At 62.4% G+C, this 15,888-nt stretch carries 11 protein-coding genes and 5 pseudogenes; 4 read left to right on the top strand and 12 right to left on the bottom strand.

The features are described 5' to 3' along the window. The first annotated feature begins 311 nt into the window (after window positions 1-311). Window positions 312-1,877, top strand: a complete 1,566-nt coding sequence (locus tag VXM69_RS36120; RefSeq protein ID WP_367190742.1) for a methyl-accepting chemotaxis protein — start codon at window positions 312-314, stop codon at window positions 1,875-1,877. Window positions 1,878-2,456: 579 nt separating this feature from the next. On the opposite strand, the gene VXM69_RS36115 is transcribed toward VXM69_RS36120, so the two are convergent. Beyond that, complete coding sequence (locus tag VXM69_RS36115) at window positions 2,457-2,918, bottom strand: hypothetical protein (protein ID WP_367190741.1); 462 nt, start codon at window positions 2,916-2,918, stop codon at window positions 2,457-2,459. A 346-nt stretch (window positions 2,919-3,264) separates the two neighbouring features. Here VXM69_RS36115 and VXM69_RS36110 point away from each other — a divergent pair, with 346 nt between their 5' ends. After that, window positions 3,265-3,510: an AbrB/MazE/SpoVT family DNA-binding domain-containing protein gene (locus VXM69_RS36110; RefSeq protein ID WP_034192153.1), complete on the top strand. Its 246-nt coding sequence runs from the start codon at window positions 3,265-3,267 to the stop codon at window positions 3,508-3,510. Beyond that, window positions 3,507-3,905, top strand: coding sequence for a PIN domain-containing protein (locus tag VXM69_RS36105; protein ID WP_034192154.1), 399 nt, complete (start codon window positions 3,507-3,509; stop codon window positions 3,903-3,905). Before VXM69_RS36110 ends, VXM69_RS36105 begins: the two co-directional genes overlap by 4 nt. A 208-nt stretch (window positions 3,906-4,113) precedes the next feature. Here VXM69_RS36105 and VXM69_RS36100 read toward each other — a convergent pair. The 5 genes and pseudogenes from VXM69_RS36100 to VXM69_RS36080 form a co-directional block, all read right to left on the bottom strand. After that, window positions 4,114-4,287, bottom strand: a pseudogene (locus tag VXM69_RS36100) (helix-turn-helix domain-containing protein); the annotation flags it as partial. 143 nt (window positions 4,288-4,430) lie between these two features. Further along, window positions 4,431-4,867 (bottom strand): annotated as a pseudogene (locus VXM69_RS36095) (IS6 family transposase); the annotation flags it as partial. A 97-nt stretch (window positions 4,868-4,964) separates the two neighbouring features. Continuing rightward, window positions 4,965-5,776: pseudogene (gene proC / locus VXM69_RS36090) on the bottom strand (pyrroline-5-carboxylate reductase). 66 nt (window positions 5,777-5,842) lie between these two features. Continuing rightward, window positions 5,843-5,950: pseudogene (locus tag VXM69_RS36085) on the bottom strand (4Fe-4S dicluster domain-containing protein); the annotation flags it as partial. Between the two features lie 56 nt (window positions 5,951-6,006). Next, complete coding sequence (locus VXM69_RS36080; RefSeq protein ID WP_367190740.1) at window positions 6,007-7,167, bottom strand: alpha-hydroxy acid oxidase; 1,161 nt, start codon at window positions 7,165-7,167, stop codon at window positions 6,007-6,009. 103 nt (window positions 7,168-7,270) lie between these two features. Here VXM69_RS36080 and VXM69_RS36075 point away from each other — a divergent pair, with 103 nt between their 5' ends. Continuing rightward, a complete protein-coding gene (locus tag VXM69_RS36075; protein ID WP_124608263.1) occupies window positions 7,271-8,101 on the top strand; it encodes an IclR family transcriptional regulator in 831 nt (276 codons plus the stop codon). 14 nt (window positions 8,102-8,115) lie between these two features. Here the strand turns inward: VXM69_RS36075 and dapA are convergent, their stop codons facing one another. The 6 genes and pseudogenes from dapA to fabI all read right to left on the bottom strand — a co-directional run bounded on the left by dapA (window position 8,116) and on the right by fabI (window position 15,888). Then, window positions 8,116-9,027, bottom strand: coding sequence for a 4-hydroxy-tetrahydrodipicolinate synthase (gene dapA / locus VXM69_RS36070; protein ID WP_367190739.1), 912 nt, complete (start codon window positions 9,025-9,027; stop codon window positions 8,116-8,118). 26 nt (window positions 9,028-9,053) lie between these two features. After that, entirely contained in the window at window positions 9,054-10,766 is a 1,713-nt protein-coding gene (locus tag VXM69_RS36065; protein WP_226193875.1) for an ABC transporter permease subunit, read from the bottom strand. Between the two features lie 93 nt (window positions 10,767-10,859). Next, window positions 10,860-11,969 carry an ABC transporter ATP-binding protein gene (locus VXM69_RS36060; RefSeq protein WP_367190738.1) on the bottom strand — a complete coding sequence of 370 codons (1,110 nt, stop codon included), beginning with the start codon at window positions 11,967-11,969 and terminating at the stop codon, window positions 10,860-10,862. A gap of 30 nt (window positions 11,970-11,999) precedes the next feature. Beyond that, a complete protein-coding gene (locus VXM69_RS36055; protein WP_367190737.1) occupies window positions 12,000-13,100 on the bottom strand; it encodes an ABC transporter substrate-binding protein in 1,101 nt (366 codons plus the stop codon). Window positions 13,101-13,195: 95 nt separating this feature from the next. After that, window positions 13,196-14,623 (bottom strand): annotated as a pseudogene (locus VXM69_RS36050) (FAD-binding oxidoreductase). A gap of 503 nt (window positions 14,624-15,126) precedes the next feature. Continuing rightward, window positions 15,127-15,888: an enoyl-ACP reductase FabI gene (fabI, locus tag VXM69_RS36045; RefSeq protein ID WP_034190077.1), complete on the bottom strand. Its 762-nt coding sequence runs from the start codon at window positions 15,886-15,888 to the stop codon at window positions 15,127-15,129.

Below are 15,888 nucleotides of genomic sequence, written 5' to 3'. Positions count from 1 at the left end.
ATGCAACGCCTCGAATAGCCGAGTTGGCTTGAAAGATATTCGACGATTCTCGTTCCGAGGCGAGATCGGTTCAGTCGACACCTTGTACTCGGCATGACGATGCGCGCGAAGTGCCGGGCACGCGCCCGCGCTTCGCGGGCAGAACATATGTCCGCCTGGAGTGGCGCTACGGGAAAGCGCGGACCTTGTCCAGAACGGCATCTTTCCTCAAGTTTATTCGATGCGTGACGATAATAAAAATACTCAGTAAACCGAATTAATCACGTGTCTTGAATTCATCAATTTTTCATCAATATGAACGAGTGAAAGGTATGTTGACCGTTATTTCGAAGTTGAACATCGGCAAGCGGCTGGGGCTCGGTTTTGCCTTGGTATTGGCGATGTCGTTGATCGGGATCGTCATCGGACTGCTGCGTTTGTCTTCCGTTGCCCAGGCAACCCGCGACCTGGTCGCCAAGCCGTTGCAGACCGAACGGCTGGTCAATGACTGGTCCCGGCAAATCAGCGTCGCGGTTACGCGGACTACCGCGATTGCCAAGAGTGCCGATCCGGGGCTGGCCAGCTATTTCAACGACGAAGCCATTGCTGCATCGAAAGTGTCTGCGGCGAAGCAAACGGCCATCGAGGCGCTGATGACGTCGAGCACGGAAAAGCGCTTGTTCGCTGCCATCGGCGAACAACGCAAGCTTTTCCTCGCTATCCGGGATCGGATCTATGCGTTGAAGAAAGAAGGAAAAGCGGAACAGGCCGACCAGTTGCTCGAACAGCAGTTCATACCGACCGCGCGGCAATTGGTCGACAAAGTCGACGCGTTGGTGAAGTACCAGCGCGTGGAAATCGACGGACTCGCGGCCGAGATCGACGCAAATTATCAATTCGGGCGCACGTTGATGATCGCGTTCGGCGTGGTCGGCATGCTGCTGAGCGTGGTATGTGGATGGCTGATCACCAGCAGTATTACCCGGCCGCTCATGCGCGCGACGGACGTCGCGCATCGAGTGGCCAGAGGCGACCTTAGCGTTCGTGTCGATGTTCATGGCACGGACGAACTCGGCCAATTGCTCGGCAGCTTGCGTGACATGCAAGCTGCACTTCTTCGCGTGGTTTCCAATGTGCGCCGCGGCTCGGATAACCTGGCGGCGGCGAGTGCCGAAATCGCACAGGGCAACGACGATCTCAGCTCCCGCACGGAGAGCCAGGCCAGTGCGCTCGAGCAAACCGCCGCGTCCATGGAAGAACTGAGTTCCACGGTGGCCCGGAATGCCGATAACGCTCACGAAGCGAATCAATTGGCCGTGAACGCGTCCACGGTTACCGCGCAATGCGGCGAAGTGATCAACCAGGTTGTGGCGACCATGAAGGGCATCCACGACAGTTCCCATCGAATCTCGGATATCACGGGTGTCATCGACAGCATTGCCTTTCAGACGAACATCCTGGCCTTGAATGCCGCGGTCGAGGCTGCGCGTGCCGGCGAGCAGGGCAGAGGTTTCGCGGTCGTTGCCAGCGAGGTGCGCAGCCTGGCCGGACGTTCGGCCGATGCGGCCAAGGAGATCAAGAAGCTGATCGGCTCGAGCGCGGGGCGCGTCGCTCAAGGCTCGGCGGAAGTCGAGCGCGCGTGGGTGGCGATGACCGAAGTCGTGAACTCGATCCGTCGCGTCACCGAGACGATGAGCGAAATCAGCGCCGCCAGCACCGAGCAATCGCTCGGCGTGGCCCAGATCGGCGAAGCCGTCGGCCAGATGGAGCGTACGACGCAGCAAAACGCCGCGTTGGTCGAGCAAACGGCGGCAGCGGCCATCAGTCTGCGTCAGCAGTCCCGGGAACTCGTGGAGGTCGTGTCGGTGTTTCAGCTTGGACGAGGTGAGGGGCTGTAGAGCCGAGCGTATTGTCGAATGGAAGAGACGGTGCGCTCGCGAGCACGGCATGCGGGCGCACCGTCGCGCTGAATCGCGGTCAAGCGAACGCGGACGAATGGCCCGGTCCCTTGATGCCGGATGTTGCCCGACAGCGCGTCGGGCAATGCGACGATAGAATCGTAGCGCGCGGAAAGGCGGTCTGCCTGCGCACCCGCCTGACTCAGTGTTTCCCGCTCCGCAGTCGTGGCTTCCCATTGTCGACGCACGAATTGCTCGTGTCGAATCGGCAGCGGGTTCCGCAGCCCGATGTCGTCGTGTCAGCCTCGATCGAGCATCGCACGGTCCGGCATGCGTCCGTCCATGGAGTGTCGGGTCAACGCGTCCTGGGTCGCCCGGGCTTCTCCCATTGAACGCCGACCAGATAGAACCGGCTCATCCGCGCGCTTGCAGATGCAGGTCACGGCGGACGATAGGCGTGGCATGCCGTTCTCCCTGTCCGGCGCATGATCGGCAGATGGAAGCCGCGTGCCGCCGCCGAGGCGCTGCTCGGCGATGCCCGGCCGGCATCGGGCAGGGCACCGGTTGCCGGTGCCCCGTTTACTTGTCGTACCAGGTGTGGATTTTCGACGCGCCCTGTTGCTGCAGGTATTGCTGAAGCTCCTGCTCACTGCGGACCGACGTCGTCTGGTTGATTTGACGATCGGTGATATCGAGGCGGTCGCCGACACGTTTCGCGGTCACCAGGTGGCCGATGCCCGAATCGCGCTGCATGCCGAGCGCGAACTGGTGACCTTCCGGGAATTGAGCCAGCCCCTTGACGAGATCGTCGGCGGTGCCCTGGCGATGCTCGACGTTGCCGTTGTTGATGTGCTTGAACGCGGCGGTCACCGTATCGGGCTGCATGCCGTGCGCACTGATGTCTTTCACGTCCTGCTCCGACAGCCCGAGCTTCTGCACCACCGTGGGTTCGGACCAGCCGGTCAGGGACGCGATGGTATGCAGGCCGCAATCGTTCTGCGTGCCGGCATGAAACGGCGTGGTGCCATTGTCCGCACCCATCGCGGGGCCCGTTGCACCTGCACCCCGCTTCGGGCGAGCCATCGCTGACAAATTGGAAAGCTATCCTAACGATGCGGCAGGCGCCCGCGGTTTTCCTGCGGGATGCCCGGCCGGGCTGTCCTGCGTGTGTTCGGAAACGGCGCCGCTGCGGGTGGACGAAATTTTCATGATGGACGTGCTCCAGGAAGAATCGGGAGGGTGCCGGCGGCCCCGGGCCGGACAACGGCTTCCAGGGGAAGGTGCGACGGTCGCCGAACCTGTCGGACCGAGTGTGGTGGATGCATCGATCTTGCCCTTGCGTGAGCGATCGCCTTACCTTAAAGTAAGGAATATAGGAGGTACCATCATGACAGCAGCAACCATCACATCAAAGGGTCAGGTCACGATTCCCGTGGACGTGCGCAATCAGCTTGGTTTGCAGGCCGGCGACCGGATCGAGTTCAGCTTTAACGAGGGAACTGGCAGGTATGAGGTCTATCCGGCCACGCGGTCGCTTGCGTCGCTCAAGGGCATCGTGAAAAAGCCCGCGAAACCGGTGTCGATCGAGGAAATGAATCGAGCCATCGCGGACCAAGGAGCATCCGCGAAATGATCGGATTGGATACGAACGTGCTGGTCCGCTACTTCGCCCAGGACGACGACGTACAGTCGAGGAAGGCGACGGCGCTGATGGAGTCTCTGTCGACCGAGCGGCCGGGATACGTTTCGCAGGTCGCCTTGGTCGAAGTTGTGTGGGTGCTCGGGCGGTGCTACGGCGTTGAGCGCGAGCAGATGAAGGACATCATCGACTCGATGATCGGCACCAAGGAACTGGCAGTTGAAGGTGCGGACACGGTGCGAAAGGCACTTCGCGTGTACGCGGCATCTTCAAAGGCGGATTTCGCAGACTGCCTGATCGAGCGTTCCGGCCATGCAGCCGATTGTGAGTACACGGCTACCTTTGATGTCGGGGCCGCCAAGGTCGCAGGGATGCAGTTGATCAAGTAATCGCCGTGCAAGCCGATAAACAGGAAACCAACCTGGCGCGCTAGCCAGTGCTCCGCACGGCCGGCAGCCGAAGCAGGTGTACAAGCTGAAAAAGCTTTCTTCATGGCGTGCAGTGTTGCGAGCGTGGCAATTGGCGCCGCCTCGGCAGTAAACGCAATGGATGGAAGCTACGAAGTTCGTTGGGAGTCTCCTACGCTGGAAAAATCGGACCGGCCGGGCCAGCAGCCCGATACCGGGCGACCAGCCGTTCAATCTGCCGTCGACTGATCCCGAGCCGCTCCGCGGCCCGCCAAGGCATCAGACGCTGCTCGACCACAGCTTCCACGACCTTCAGACGATCCAGCTCCCGCATGCTCATGGTGATCAGTCCAGGTTGCCCCACGATGCGCTCCGGCAGTTCGAACCGCCGCCAGCACGCGCCGAAACCCCCGAACACGACATTAGGATATAGCTGCTACACACAAAAAAGTTGATCATCAACATTATGTAAAATTAATACCCAGGAATGCCTGCGTGCGCTCTGGCAGTCGGAAGCCGGAAGCCTCGCATGCGGCGCTCACGTTCGCGTGTAGGCTGATGACTGTTCTCGCTCGGTTGTTCACGCGGGCAGCCGCTTTGACGAAAATATGCTCCGCGTTTACGAGTTCCGGAACATCTGCCTTGGCCGCCGGATAGCTGCGCAACTGATCGGTGACGATCTTGTTCGGTGCGGAGCACGAGCGCAGCACTCGCTGAAAGAAGCGTTTGGCTGCGGCCTTGTCGCGTAGATTCTGCAGCAAGATGTCGATTTCGGTGCCCTGCTCGTCGACCGCGCGCCACAGCGAATGCGGCTCGCCACGCAGCGTCACGAAGATTTCGTCGAGGTGCCAGGTGGCTCCAAGGCGCCGCCGGTTGGCCTTGATCCGGTGGGCGAAACCGACGCCGAACTTGTCGCACCAACGGCGGATCGTTTCATAGCTTAGATCACGCCGCGCTCGAACACGTGACAAAGCCGCTTGTCGGGTGGAAGTGCGCAATTTTTCGCTTTGGATCTTTCGACTCTGCCGGCGAATCGCGTCGTTATACAGAAACCCATTCGTCGCCGAGCTGTTTCGAGCGAACTTTCGCCGCGAGCACACCGCGCTTGATGCTCGTGGCGACATCGGCCCGCGCGAATGCGGCGAGCGCAGCAGCCGTTGTCCCCCCTTTGAGGTCACGCGTTCGCGCAGCACGCTCACTGGATCGGTCGATTCGAACGCAAGTTGCACGGCGCCTTTGAATGTCGCAAGCGTCAGCGCGCGTGCCTGCGCCGACGAGAATCCGAACTCTTCAGCGGCCGCCTGCATCGCTTCGATGAAATAGAAAACGTAAGCGGGCCCGCTACCCGAGATCGCCGTCACCGAATCCAGATCGTCCTCGGCGTCGAACCAGCTGACAACGCCCACCGCGCCGAGAATCGTCGATGCGTCTTCGCGATCATCGCCACCGACTTCCGGGGATGCAAAAAGACCCGTAGCGCCCAAACCGATCAACGCGGGCGTGTTCGGCATGGCGCGCACCACGCGTGTGTGCCCGCCCAGCCAGTTCGACAGTTCCCGCACCCGAACGCCCGCAGCAACGCTAATGACGAGCTGTCCCCGCAGCAGTGGCGAGATCGATGCACAGGTTGCCTGCATCTGTTGAGGCTTGACGGCCAGCACGATCACGTCGCTTTCCGACAGCCCCGAATCGATGCGTTCGTGTGCGTCGATGCCGAACGTCGTGCTGCATTTCGCGCGCGCTTCTGCGCCCGGGTCGATCGCGGCGATATCGCCCGGAGCGGCACCACGGCTGATCAATCCGCCGATAAGCGCGCTCGCCATATTTCCTGCGCCGATAAATGCAATCTTCATGAGTGGCTCGCTATCTGGATGAGGTGTTCATTGATTTCGACGCAGCGCGATCGGTGGACTGCGTCATTACATATTCGGGTAATTCGGCCCGCCGCCGCCTTCCGGCGTGACCCACACGATGTTCTGCGTCGGGTCCTTGATGTCGCAGGTCTTGCAGTGCACGCAGTTCTGCGCATAAGTAGATCTAAGCGAAGAAGCGAGACAAGTACAAAAGTATTCGTCAGACTCGCTTAATCGACTTCCGCCAATGAAGTCCCAATAGGCCGTACACACTCGCGATTCAAGCTCTCGACTCGGGTTCGTCCAAGCAGCGTCATCGTCGTATTCATTTCCGCTTTCATCAGCGCGAGCACATGCGAGACACCGCTCTTGCCTCGCGCGGCCAGCCCGTAGAGCGGTGCGCGTCCGAGCAGCACCGCTGTCGCGCCAAGCGAGACTGCCTTGACGACGTCCGAACCGCGCCGCGCGCCACCATCGACGAAAACGCGCAGATCGCGGCCCACCTGCCGATGAATCGCCGGCAGCACGTCGAGTGGCGCAGGCGCGCTCGCAAGCTGCCTGCCGCCATGATTCGACAGCACGACGCCATCCGCGCCGGCGTCGCGAGCGAGAAGTGCGTCATCGACATCCAGAATGCCTTTAACGACCACGCGCCCGCGCCAATGACGCCGTATCCACGTGACATCGGACCATTGCAACGCCAGGTCCATCTCTCGGCTCAGCAACGCGGCCTGCCGGTCCAGGTTCTCGGCTTCGCCCACGCTCTTCGCGATGTTGCGCAGTTGCGGCACGCCGTGCCACAGCATCTGGCACGACCACCGCGGATGCCGGACGCAGTCCAGCAACAACTTCGCCGACGGCCTCAGCGGCATGCGAAAGCCATTGCGCACATCGTGGTCGCGATTGCCATGAACGGGCGTATCGACCGTCAACACCAGCGTGCTGAACGCCGCATCGCTCGCGCGCCGCATCATGTCCTCGGCGATCGCGCGGTCGCGCTGCACGTACAACTGAAGCCACAGATCCGCATCCGGTGCAGCGGCACGCACGTCCTCCAGCAACGACGTTGCCGCCGTGGACACGACGAACGGCAAACCCGCTTCGGCTGCGGCCGCCGCCAGTATCTCGTCGCCCCTCGGCCAGAACAGACCATTGAGCCCGGTTGGTCCGACGATCATCGGTGCAGCGACTTCGCGGTCCCATATCGAAGTGGCCGGCGAGCACGCGGACACATTCGCCAGGACACGCGGCCTGAACTGCCATCGCCCGTAGCTGTTGCGCGCCGCGCGCATCGAATCGCCATCTTCGGCCGCGCCTTCGAGGTAATCCCATGCAATCCCGGCAAGGCGTGCCCGAGCGGCACGGCGGTAATCGTCAATACAAGCCAGCATGTCGGCCCCTGAAGTTCCGCGAGAAAATAATTGCATTACAATTACACTGATTGAAAATCGATGCGTCGCCACCTGGCCGCCATCCGTCTCCTACGGACTGTCCATGCCGAAAACTACCTCCGAATCCCCGCGCAAAACGGAAAGCGCACGCAAAGCCGAGCGTTCGTCGCTGTTCATCGGCTCGACAGAAAAGACGTTTCGCGTGCTGCACGCCTTCGACGGACCGAGCCGTCACATGACGCTAGGCGACATCGCGCGCGTAGCCGATCTCGATCGCAGCGCCACCCAGCGCGTCGTGCATACGCTGGAGGAACTCGGCTATCTCTATCGCGTGCCGGACACCCGAAATTACGGTCTCACCTCGAAGGTGCTGCAGTTTTCATACAACTACATTCGCGCCAATGAACTCGTCGACAAGGCGTCGCCCTATCTCCTCGAAATCAGCCGACAAATCGGCGAGACCACCAATCTCCAGGAGCTCGACGGCACTGAAATCGTGTTCGTCGCGCGCTTCCCGGGCCGTCACCTCGTCAATGTCGATATCGTCGTGGGTGCGCGCCTGCCAGCCATGTTCACCGCATCCGGTATCGCTATCCTGTCGCGCTTGCCCGAGGCGCAGGTCAAACGCATCCTCGCCCAGACGCGCCTTGAACCGATCACGCCCTACACCGAAATCAATCCCGACAAGCTGCTCGAACGCATCCGGGTCGCGACGCGGCGCGGCTATGCCATCGTCGAGAACGAAACCGTGCTGGGCGACATCGCCGTGGCCGCGCCGATCACCGATCATGGTGGCACCGCAGTCGCCGCCATCAACATCGCCGTGCCCACCTCGCGCTGGTCGATCGAGCGCGCCGAAGCCGAACTCGCCAAACACATTCAGGTCGCCGCGACTTCCATTTCGAAGTCACGGCTTTCCACTTTCCGTCGCTGACGTAGCAGCGCCGCTCAGGCGGCAACCCCCGGCTCGAACAGGGCGAGCTGCTTCGCGAGCTCGGAACGCAGCTTCGTGGCCAGCGCGGCATCTGGCTTCACGAGCGGTGCGAGCATATGCGGCGCGTCGACGCCGATCAGATCCATCACTGCCTTCATGGGCCCCGGATTCGTCTCCGCGAACGCGAGATTCATGAGAGGAATCAGCGACCGATGCAATTCGAGCGCTTGCCCGATGCGGCCGTTCTCGACATGCTCCTGAATCTTGCGCCACGCGGTCGGCAACAGCGTCGCGGTCACGACGATGCCGCCGCGCGCGCCTGCCGCGAAGTGCATCGGGAACAGCGTGTCCTCGCCGCTCAGCACGGAGAACGATTCGTCGACGCCCGCCACCGTGCGCAGGAAGTGCCACATGTCCGTGTTGCATGCCTTCATGCCGATGATGCGTTCGTGACGAGACAGCTCGTGCAGCACCTCCGGCGCGATTGCAATGCGCGTGCGGTACGGAATTTCGTAGATCAGGATCGGCACCGGCGACTCGTCCGCATAGCGCAAGAAGTAGTCGCGAATGCCCTGCTGGGTCGGGTTCGTGTAGTACGGCGTTAGCACCAGCAGCCCGTCCGCGCCCGCGGCGGCGAACTCCTTGCCGGCCTGCAATGCGTCGTGATAGCCCGGGTCGAGCACGCCTGCGATCACCGGCACGTCGCCGTTGACTTCCTTGACCGACAACTCGGCCATGCGGATGCGTTCAGCACGCGGGAGCGCGCCGTATTCGCCAGTGCCGCCGAGCGGAACCAGACCGTCGATGCCCTGTTTGAGCAGGTAACGCAGCAGGTTGCGCGCGGCGTCGACGTCGATCGTGTCATCCGCATGGACCGGCGTCGGGATCGCGGGCAGGATGCCGCGCAGATTTTGTGAAGTGATCATTCAATCAATCTCTCAAGGAAAACCAGTCAGGAAGCCAGACTGCGGCGGCGCAGGCGGTCTGCAACCGCGATCAGCACCGAAATGAAGACAAACAAGCACGTCGAGACGGCAGCGATCACGGGCGAGATCTGCATGGTCGTCTCGTCCCAGAACTGCTTGGGGAGCGTCGTGCTCAAACCGCCCGAGGTGAACAGCGCAATCGTGAGTTCATCGAACGACGTGGCAAACGCGAACAGGAACGACGACATCAAACCCGCGCCGAGAATCGGGAACGTCACGCGGCGCAGTGTCGTGAAACGGCGTGCGCCCATGCTCTGCGCGGCGAGATCGAGACGCACGTCGTAGTTGCGCAGCACCGCCATCATCGTGATGACGACGTAGGGCACAGCCACGACCGTATGCGCGAGTATCAGCCCGAACGACGAGCCGACCAGGCCGATGCGGGCGAAGAAGTAGAACACCCCGACCGCCAGAATCATGCGCGGCACCACAATCGGCGCGAGCACGAAGGCCAGCATCGCCGCATTCCACTTGAGGCCGCCGCGCACGAGCAGGAACGCGGCGGGTGTACCGATCACCATCGAAAGCACGCCGGTGCCCACGCCGACCAAGAGCGACCGCGTGACGGCCTGCATCCAGAGCGGCGAATCCGCGACCTGCTGATACCACTGCAACGAGAAGCCGTGGGGCGGCCACGCGAGACCCGAGAGCGAGTCGAACGACAGCGGAATCATGAGGAACGCGGGCGCGCTCAAGAAGATCAGGATCAGCCAGACCACCGTGCGGAGCGAACGCTGCTTGTCGCCGCTCGCGCTGCGGCGCGGCGTCGGCACGATATGCAACACGGCGTCGGTCAGATTTCCGAGCGCGGTCAGCACGACGTCGCCGGCCTTTCGGCTCCAGCGGCGGCCGCTCTGCGGCGTGCCCGTCGTGGAGCTGCCGCCGGCCATCGTCGAAAGGCCCACCATGCGGTCGTAGACCACGAACACCACCAGCACCACCACGAGCAACAGCACCGAGATCGCGCCAGCGAAGCGCCAGTTCAGCGCCTGCATCACCTGGTCGATGATGAGCTGCGTGATCATGGTCTGGCGACGGCCGCCGAGCAGCGCCGGCGTGATGAAGAAGCCGATCGCGGTGACGAACACCATCAGCGCCGACGACGCGACGCCCGGCAGCGAGAGCGGGAAATACACCTTCCAGAACACGGTGCCCGGGCGCGCGCCAAGCGTCGCCGCAGCGGTCGGCAGGCGACGGTCGATATTCTCCATCACTGAAAGCATCGTGAGGATCGCGAGCGGCATCAGCGCATGCACCATGCCGACGATCACGGCGGACAGGTTGTAGAGGAGATCGAGCGGCTGATCGATGATGCCGAGATGCATCAGCGTCCAGTTGATGACGCCGTTGCGCCCGAGCAGCACCACCCATGCGAACGTACGTACGAGAAAGCTGGTCCAGAACGACAGCAGCACCCAGTACAACACCTTGCTCTTGCGCTCGCGCGTGAGCGTCGAAATGAACAGCGCGACGGGATACGCGGTCAGCACTGAAAAGAACGTCGTGAGCAGCGAGATTTTCATCGTCACCCACAGCACTTCGATGTAGACGGGCGACGCGAACAGCCGTCGGTATTCGGTGAGCGAGAAGCCGCTGTCGTCGCGAATGCTCAGCAGCAGCAATTGCCCGACGGGGTAAATCAGGAACACCGCCAGAAGCACGACGATCGGCGCGACCATCGCGGCGATGCGCAGCGCGCGGCGCCAGCGCAGCCGTTGCAGGCCAGTGCGGTTCGCCTCGGCGGGAACAGTGAGCGCGAAAGGATTCATGACTTACTCCGCAATCGCGACGGCATCGGACGCCGACCAGCGCAGGCGCAGCGCCTGGCCGATCTCGTATTGCTCGCCGAGCCGGTTGGTCGGGAACGCGGCGATCACTTCCGTGCCGCCGTTCACGGGCTCGATGGCCTGCAAATACAGCTTCGTCATGCCGCCGGTCACCATGATGTCGGTGAGCCGCGCCTGCATCGACTCCGCCTGGTTCGGCTGGTTCGCACCGATGTTGCCGGCTTCCACATGCAGGTTCTGCGGACGGATCATGATCCGCGCCTTGCTGCCGGGGCGCAGGCTGCCGTCGTACGCCATCGCGTGACCGCAGTGGCGCCCGCCGATGGCGATACCCACGCGTTCGTCGTCGCGCGACGACACCGTGGCGTCGAGCAGATTCGATTCGCCGAGGAAATCGGCCACAAACACGCTTTTGGGCCGAAAATACAGATCAGCAGGCGTGCCAAGTTGTGCGATCGCGCCGGCGTTCATTAGGCAGATGCGGTCCGACATCGTCATCGCCTCTTCCTGATCGTGTGTCACGTAGACGATCGTGGTGCCGAGGTCGCGGTGAATGCGCTTGATTTCGAGCTGCATGTGATCGCGCAGCTTCTTGTCGAGCGCGCCCAGGGGCTCGTCCATCAGGATGATCGACGGGCGATACACCATGCAACGCGCCAGCGCGATCCGCTGCTGCTGGCCACCGGACAGCTCGCGAGGATAACGCCCGGCCAAGTGCGGAAGATGCACCATCTCCAGTGCTTCGGCGACGCGCTTACGCGTCGCGGCGGCGTCGACCTTGCGCATCTGCAACGGGAACGCGATGTTTTCGCCCACCGTCATGTGCGGGAACAGCGCATAGTTCTGAAACACCATGCCGATGTCACGTTCGTACGGCGCGCCGTAGGTTACGTCGGTCCCGTTGATGTGAATGCTGCCGCTATCGGGATGCGACAGCCCCGCGATCAGGCTGAGCAAAGTGGTCTTGCCCGATCCGCTCGGCCCGAGGAGGGTCAGGAATTCGCCCTGGGCGACGTCGAGATCCATCGGGGCAAGCGCGACGAAATCGCCGTAGCGTTTGCTGAGTCCGTTGACAGTGAGATTGGTAGCTGACATTGGCGTCGAAATCCGGAAAGTGCTGAAAGATCAGGAAAGAATCCAACGGTTGAATCGTTCCAGCGCAGTACTCTGGTTTTGCAGCCAGTACTTCGCGTCGATATGGACACCAGTCTTCATGTTGTCCGGAAAGGTCGGACAATTTTTCGCGACTTCGGGCTTCACATAATTGAACGCCGCAGGCAGTGTGAGGCCCGCCGGGAAGTAATCGACAAGTTGCGCCTGGCGCTTCGGATCGGTCGCGAACTTGATGAACTCGCGGCAGGCATTCGCGTTCGGCGTGCCCTTCAGGATCGCCCAGCTGTCACAGCCCCAGATGTTCTGGTTCCAGACGATGGAAACCGGTGCGCCGTTGGCCATCGCCGATTGCGCGCGCGACGCCCAGGTCGCGACCATCGCGACTTCGCCGGAGCCGAGCATCTGCTCAACCTGTGCGCCCGTCGTCCACCAGACATCGACGTGCTTCGAGATCTTGTCGAGGCTCGCGAACGCGCGGTCGAGATTGCAGGGATACACCTGGCCGGGCTGAACGCCCGACGCCATCAGCGCTTCCTCGATGGTGTCGAACGGATATTTGCGCATGGCGCGGCGACCCGGAAACTCGTTCACGTTCCAGAGATCGGCCCACGACGACGGCGCCTTGCGGCCCTTGAACGCATCGGTGCGATACGCCAGTACGGTCGCATACACGTTCGTGCCCACCGCGAACGGCGACATATATTGGCTGGGGACTTTCGATACGGCCGGATCGGCTTCGAGTCCGTGGTGCTCGAGATATTCCTTGCCGCCCGCCGTGAGCATCAGCACGGCCGGCTGGCTGATCTTCGCCATGTCCCAGGTGTAGCTGCCAGCGTCCACCATGCTCTTGATCTGCGCGGTCGGTTCCGCGTTCGCCTGCACGCCGACCACCTCGATGCCGGTCGCCTTGGCGAACGGCTCGTAGTAGACGGCCCGGTACGCCTTCGTATAGATCCCACCGTCGTCTCGAACGACGATGCGCTTGTTCGCTGCACGCGCCGGAGTCCAGACAAATGGAAACGCCACCGACGCCGCACCGGCGGCCGCCAGTTTCATCACGCTTCGGCGTGCCGGATTTTCGATCGTGCAGTGCTCGGATTTCTTCGACTTCATCGTGAACTCAAAAGGTTTGTACTACGTATTAATCATTGAACGCAGTAATCGACTGATTGACGAGCTGGCCTGCGCTCCGATCACATCCGCCAAGCTCAGGGAATGAGACGCCCCGGATTCATGAGATTGTTCGGGTCCAGCGCCTGCTTGATGGCGCGCATCGCGCCCAGTTCGACCGACGACTTGTAGTGCGCCATTTCGACGAGACCGGTTTCGCCGATGCCATGCTCCGCACTGAACGAACCGCCGAGCCGATGCGCCACGTCGTTGACGGCGCGACGCAGCGCACTGCCCATCGACGGCGCATCGGCCAGCGCTTGCCATGCCGAGAAGGAAAACATCGGGATGAAGTGAATATTGCCGTCACCCATGTGCCCGACGATCACCACGTCCAGATCTGGCGCGATCTCATGCACGGCGCGCGTGGCATCGTCGATGAAGGTCGGCACGGCGGAGATCGGCACCGAACAATCTGTCGTCAAGCCCACGCCCGCGCCCTTGTTTGCCTCGGTCACGCTGTGGCGCACTTCCCAGAGATTCGCGCGCTGCGCGTCGCTCATGGCGATGATCGCGTCCTCGATCAGATCCGCTTCTGCGGCTTCCTCGAGCGTGCGCTGCAGGATGGCCTCCATCTCCGCGCCATCGCGCGTATCCGACAATTCGACCAGTACGTGCCACGCATGCGTTTCCGCCAGCGGGTTGCGACGGTCCGACACGCGCTCGACCACGAGCTGCAATTGCCGCGCGTTCATCAATTCATAAGCAGACAGACGCGATCAACAGTTTGTCTGGAACATGCCGAGTACGCGCAGAGCCGCTTCGGGGCTGACCGGCGCAAACCACGCGAGCGCGTGGTGAGTGGGCAGCGGATGCAGCTTGAGCGTCGCGGCGGTGACGATGCCGAGCGTGCCTTCCGCACCAATGAACACCTGTTTGAGATCGATACCGGTATTGTCCTTACGCAGGCTACGCAGCCCGTTCCAGATGCTGCCGTCGGCGAGCACGACTTCCAAGCCGAGCACGTTGTCGCGCGTATTGCCGTAACGCAGCACGCTCGTGCCGCCCGCATTCGTCGACAGCGTGCCGCCTATCTGGCAGGAACCTTCCGCGCCCAGGCTCACGGGATACAGGCAATTGACCGCCGCCGCTTCGTCCTGCACGGTCTTCAGAATGCAACCGGCTTCGACTTCCATCGAGCGATTGGCGGCATCAAGCGCACGGATGCGCCGCATGCGCGCGAGGCTGACGATCACAGGTGCCGGACCCGCGCTGCGCGGCACTGCGCCACCGCACAGACTCGTGTTGCCGCCTTGCGGCAGGACCGACACGCCGTGCGCGGCGCACTGTCTGACGATGAAAGCGACCTGCTCCGTCGACGACGGATGCGCGACACACAGCGCGCGGCCCTTGTAACGCCCTCTAAAGTCCTCGACGAAGCCCGCCATGTCAGTTTCGGCGGTCAGCACCGCATCTGCGCCCAATTTCGCTTGTAGTGCTGCGATCAGTCCGACCTCGACTTCCATGTTCCATTCCTCGCAGGTTGCACCGGTTGCCGTTGCCGCCGGTCAATTCATGTTGCGAAGGATAGGATCATCAAAATTGCAATGGAATACAAATAATCGCATTGCAATTGATTCGAGTGCAAACCCGTAGCGCTTCCCCTTGAATCAAGGGCGTATCCGGTGCAATTTGTCGCAACCCGAGCGTTTGTTCGTTGGTTTGGCCCTTGATGACGCGGGTGGGGTATGCGTCCTTTTCATGCGAAATGTGGCGACTTCAGGGTGCCGAGTTGCCTGCAGCCGGCCCTTGCCGCTATTGGGGTTGCGCGCAATAGGCCTGTTCGCGAGCCCTCGATCTTTTATCTTTCTTCCGCGCTAACCGGCATTTTCCGGGCGATTCAGTCGGTTACGGTACTGCTAGCCGGCGCGCTGTCGCCCGCCTCGGCCAGCATCGTGAGCACGGCGGAGCGGATCTGCTCTTCGAGGCAGGATCTCGATCGACGATCGCCTCATATGCATGCGGAAGCCTAACCGAGCATGTGCATACCGGAATCGACATAGTGCGTGCCGCCCGTGATCGCCCGTGCGCCGTCGCTGGCAAGAAACGCGCAGAACGCACCGACGTCGTCGATGTCGAGCGCGTGATGCAGCGGTGCCCGGCGCGCGGTGTCGTCAAGCAGCCGGCCGAAGTCCGGCAGGCCCGACGCCGCGCGCGTCGGCAGCACGCCCGGCGAAATCGCGTTGACGCGAATGCCCGCGCCGCCGAGTTCGGCCGCCAGGTACCGCACGCTCGCCTCGAGCGCGGCCTTGACCGGCCCCATCACCCCGTAGTTCGCGACGACCTGCTCCGCGCCGAGATAGCTCATCGCCATCAGGCTCCCGCCGCGCGTCATTAACGGCTCGGCCAGCCTCGCCATCCGGATGAACGAGTGGCACGAGGTATCCATCGCGAGCGCGAACCCTTCCGGCGAACTGTCGACCACGCGGCCCTGCAGATCGGCCTTCGGCGCAAACGCGACCGAATGCAGCACGAAGTCGATCGCGCCCCATTGCGCCGCAAGCGCGTCGAACACCGCCGCCATCTGGTCCGGCCGCCCGACGTCGAGCGGCATCCGGATCGGCGCGTCGAGTTGCGCGAACAGCGGCTCGACGTGCGGCAAGGTCTTGTCCGACTGCCAGGTCACCGCCAGCGTGGCGCCCGCCCGGCAAAACGCGCGCGCGCATCCCCACGCGATGCTCCGTTCGTTCGCGATGCCGACGACGAGCCCCCGCTTGTGTCGCAATGTCAT

The organism is Burkholderia sp. Ed8, assembly GCF_040761425.1.
GTDB classification, from domain to species: domain Bacteria; phylum Pseudomonadota; class Gammaproteobacteria; order Burkholderiales; family Burkholderiaceae; genus Burkholderia; species Burkholderia seminalis.
The sequence above is the reverse complement of the archived record's forward strand: the minus strand, read 5'-3'. Positions and strand labels throughout refer to the sequence as shown.

Excerpts from the sequence above, each read along its gene's own strand:
- VXM69_RS36120 (WP_367190742.1), top strand. The coding sequence starts at position 312 with ATGTTGACCGTTATTTCGAAGTTGAACATCGGCAAGCGGCTGGGGCTC.
- VXM69_RS36115 (WP_367190741.1), bottom strand. The coding sequence starts at position 2,918 with ATGGGTGCGGACAATGGCACCACGCCGTTTCATGCCGGCACGCAGAAC.
- VXM69_RS36110 (WP_034192153.1), top strand. The coding sequence starts at position 3,265 with ATGACAGCAGCAACCATCACATCAAAGGGTCAGGTCACGATTCCCGTG.
- VXM69_RS36105 (WP_034192154.1), top strand. The coding sequence starts at position 3,507 with ATGATCGGATTGGATACGAACGTGCTGGTCCGCTACTTCGCCCAGGAC.
- VXM69_RS36080 (WP_367190740.1), bottom strand. The coding sequence starts at position 7,167 with ATGCTGGCTTGTATTGACGATTACCGCCGTGCCGCTCGGGCACGCCTT.
- VXM69_RS36075 (WP_124608263.1), top strand. The coding sequence starts at position 7,271 with ATGCCGAAAACTACCTCCGAATCCCCGCGCAAAACGGAAAGCGCACGC.
- dapA (WP_367190739.1), bottom strand. The coding sequence starts at position 9,027 with ATGATCACTTCACAAAATCTGCGCGGCATCCTGCCCGCGATCCCGACG.
- VXM69_RS36065 (WP_226193875.1), bottom strand. The coding sequence starts at position 10,766 with ATGGTCGCGCCGATCGTCGTGCTTCTGGCGGTGTTCCTGATTTACCCC.
- VXM69_RS36060 (WP_367190738.1), bottom strand. The coding sequence starts at position 11,969 with ATGTCAGCTACCAATCTCACTGTCAACGGACTCAGCAAACGCTACGGC.
- VXM69_RS36055 (WP_367190737.1), bottom strand. The coding sequence starts at position 13,100 with ATGAAGTCGAAGAAATCCGAGCACTGCACGATCGAAAATCCGGCACGC.
- fabI (WP_034190077.1), bottom strand. The coding sequence starts at position 15,888 with ATGACATTGCGACACAAGCGGGGGCTCGTCGTCGGCATCGCGAACGAA.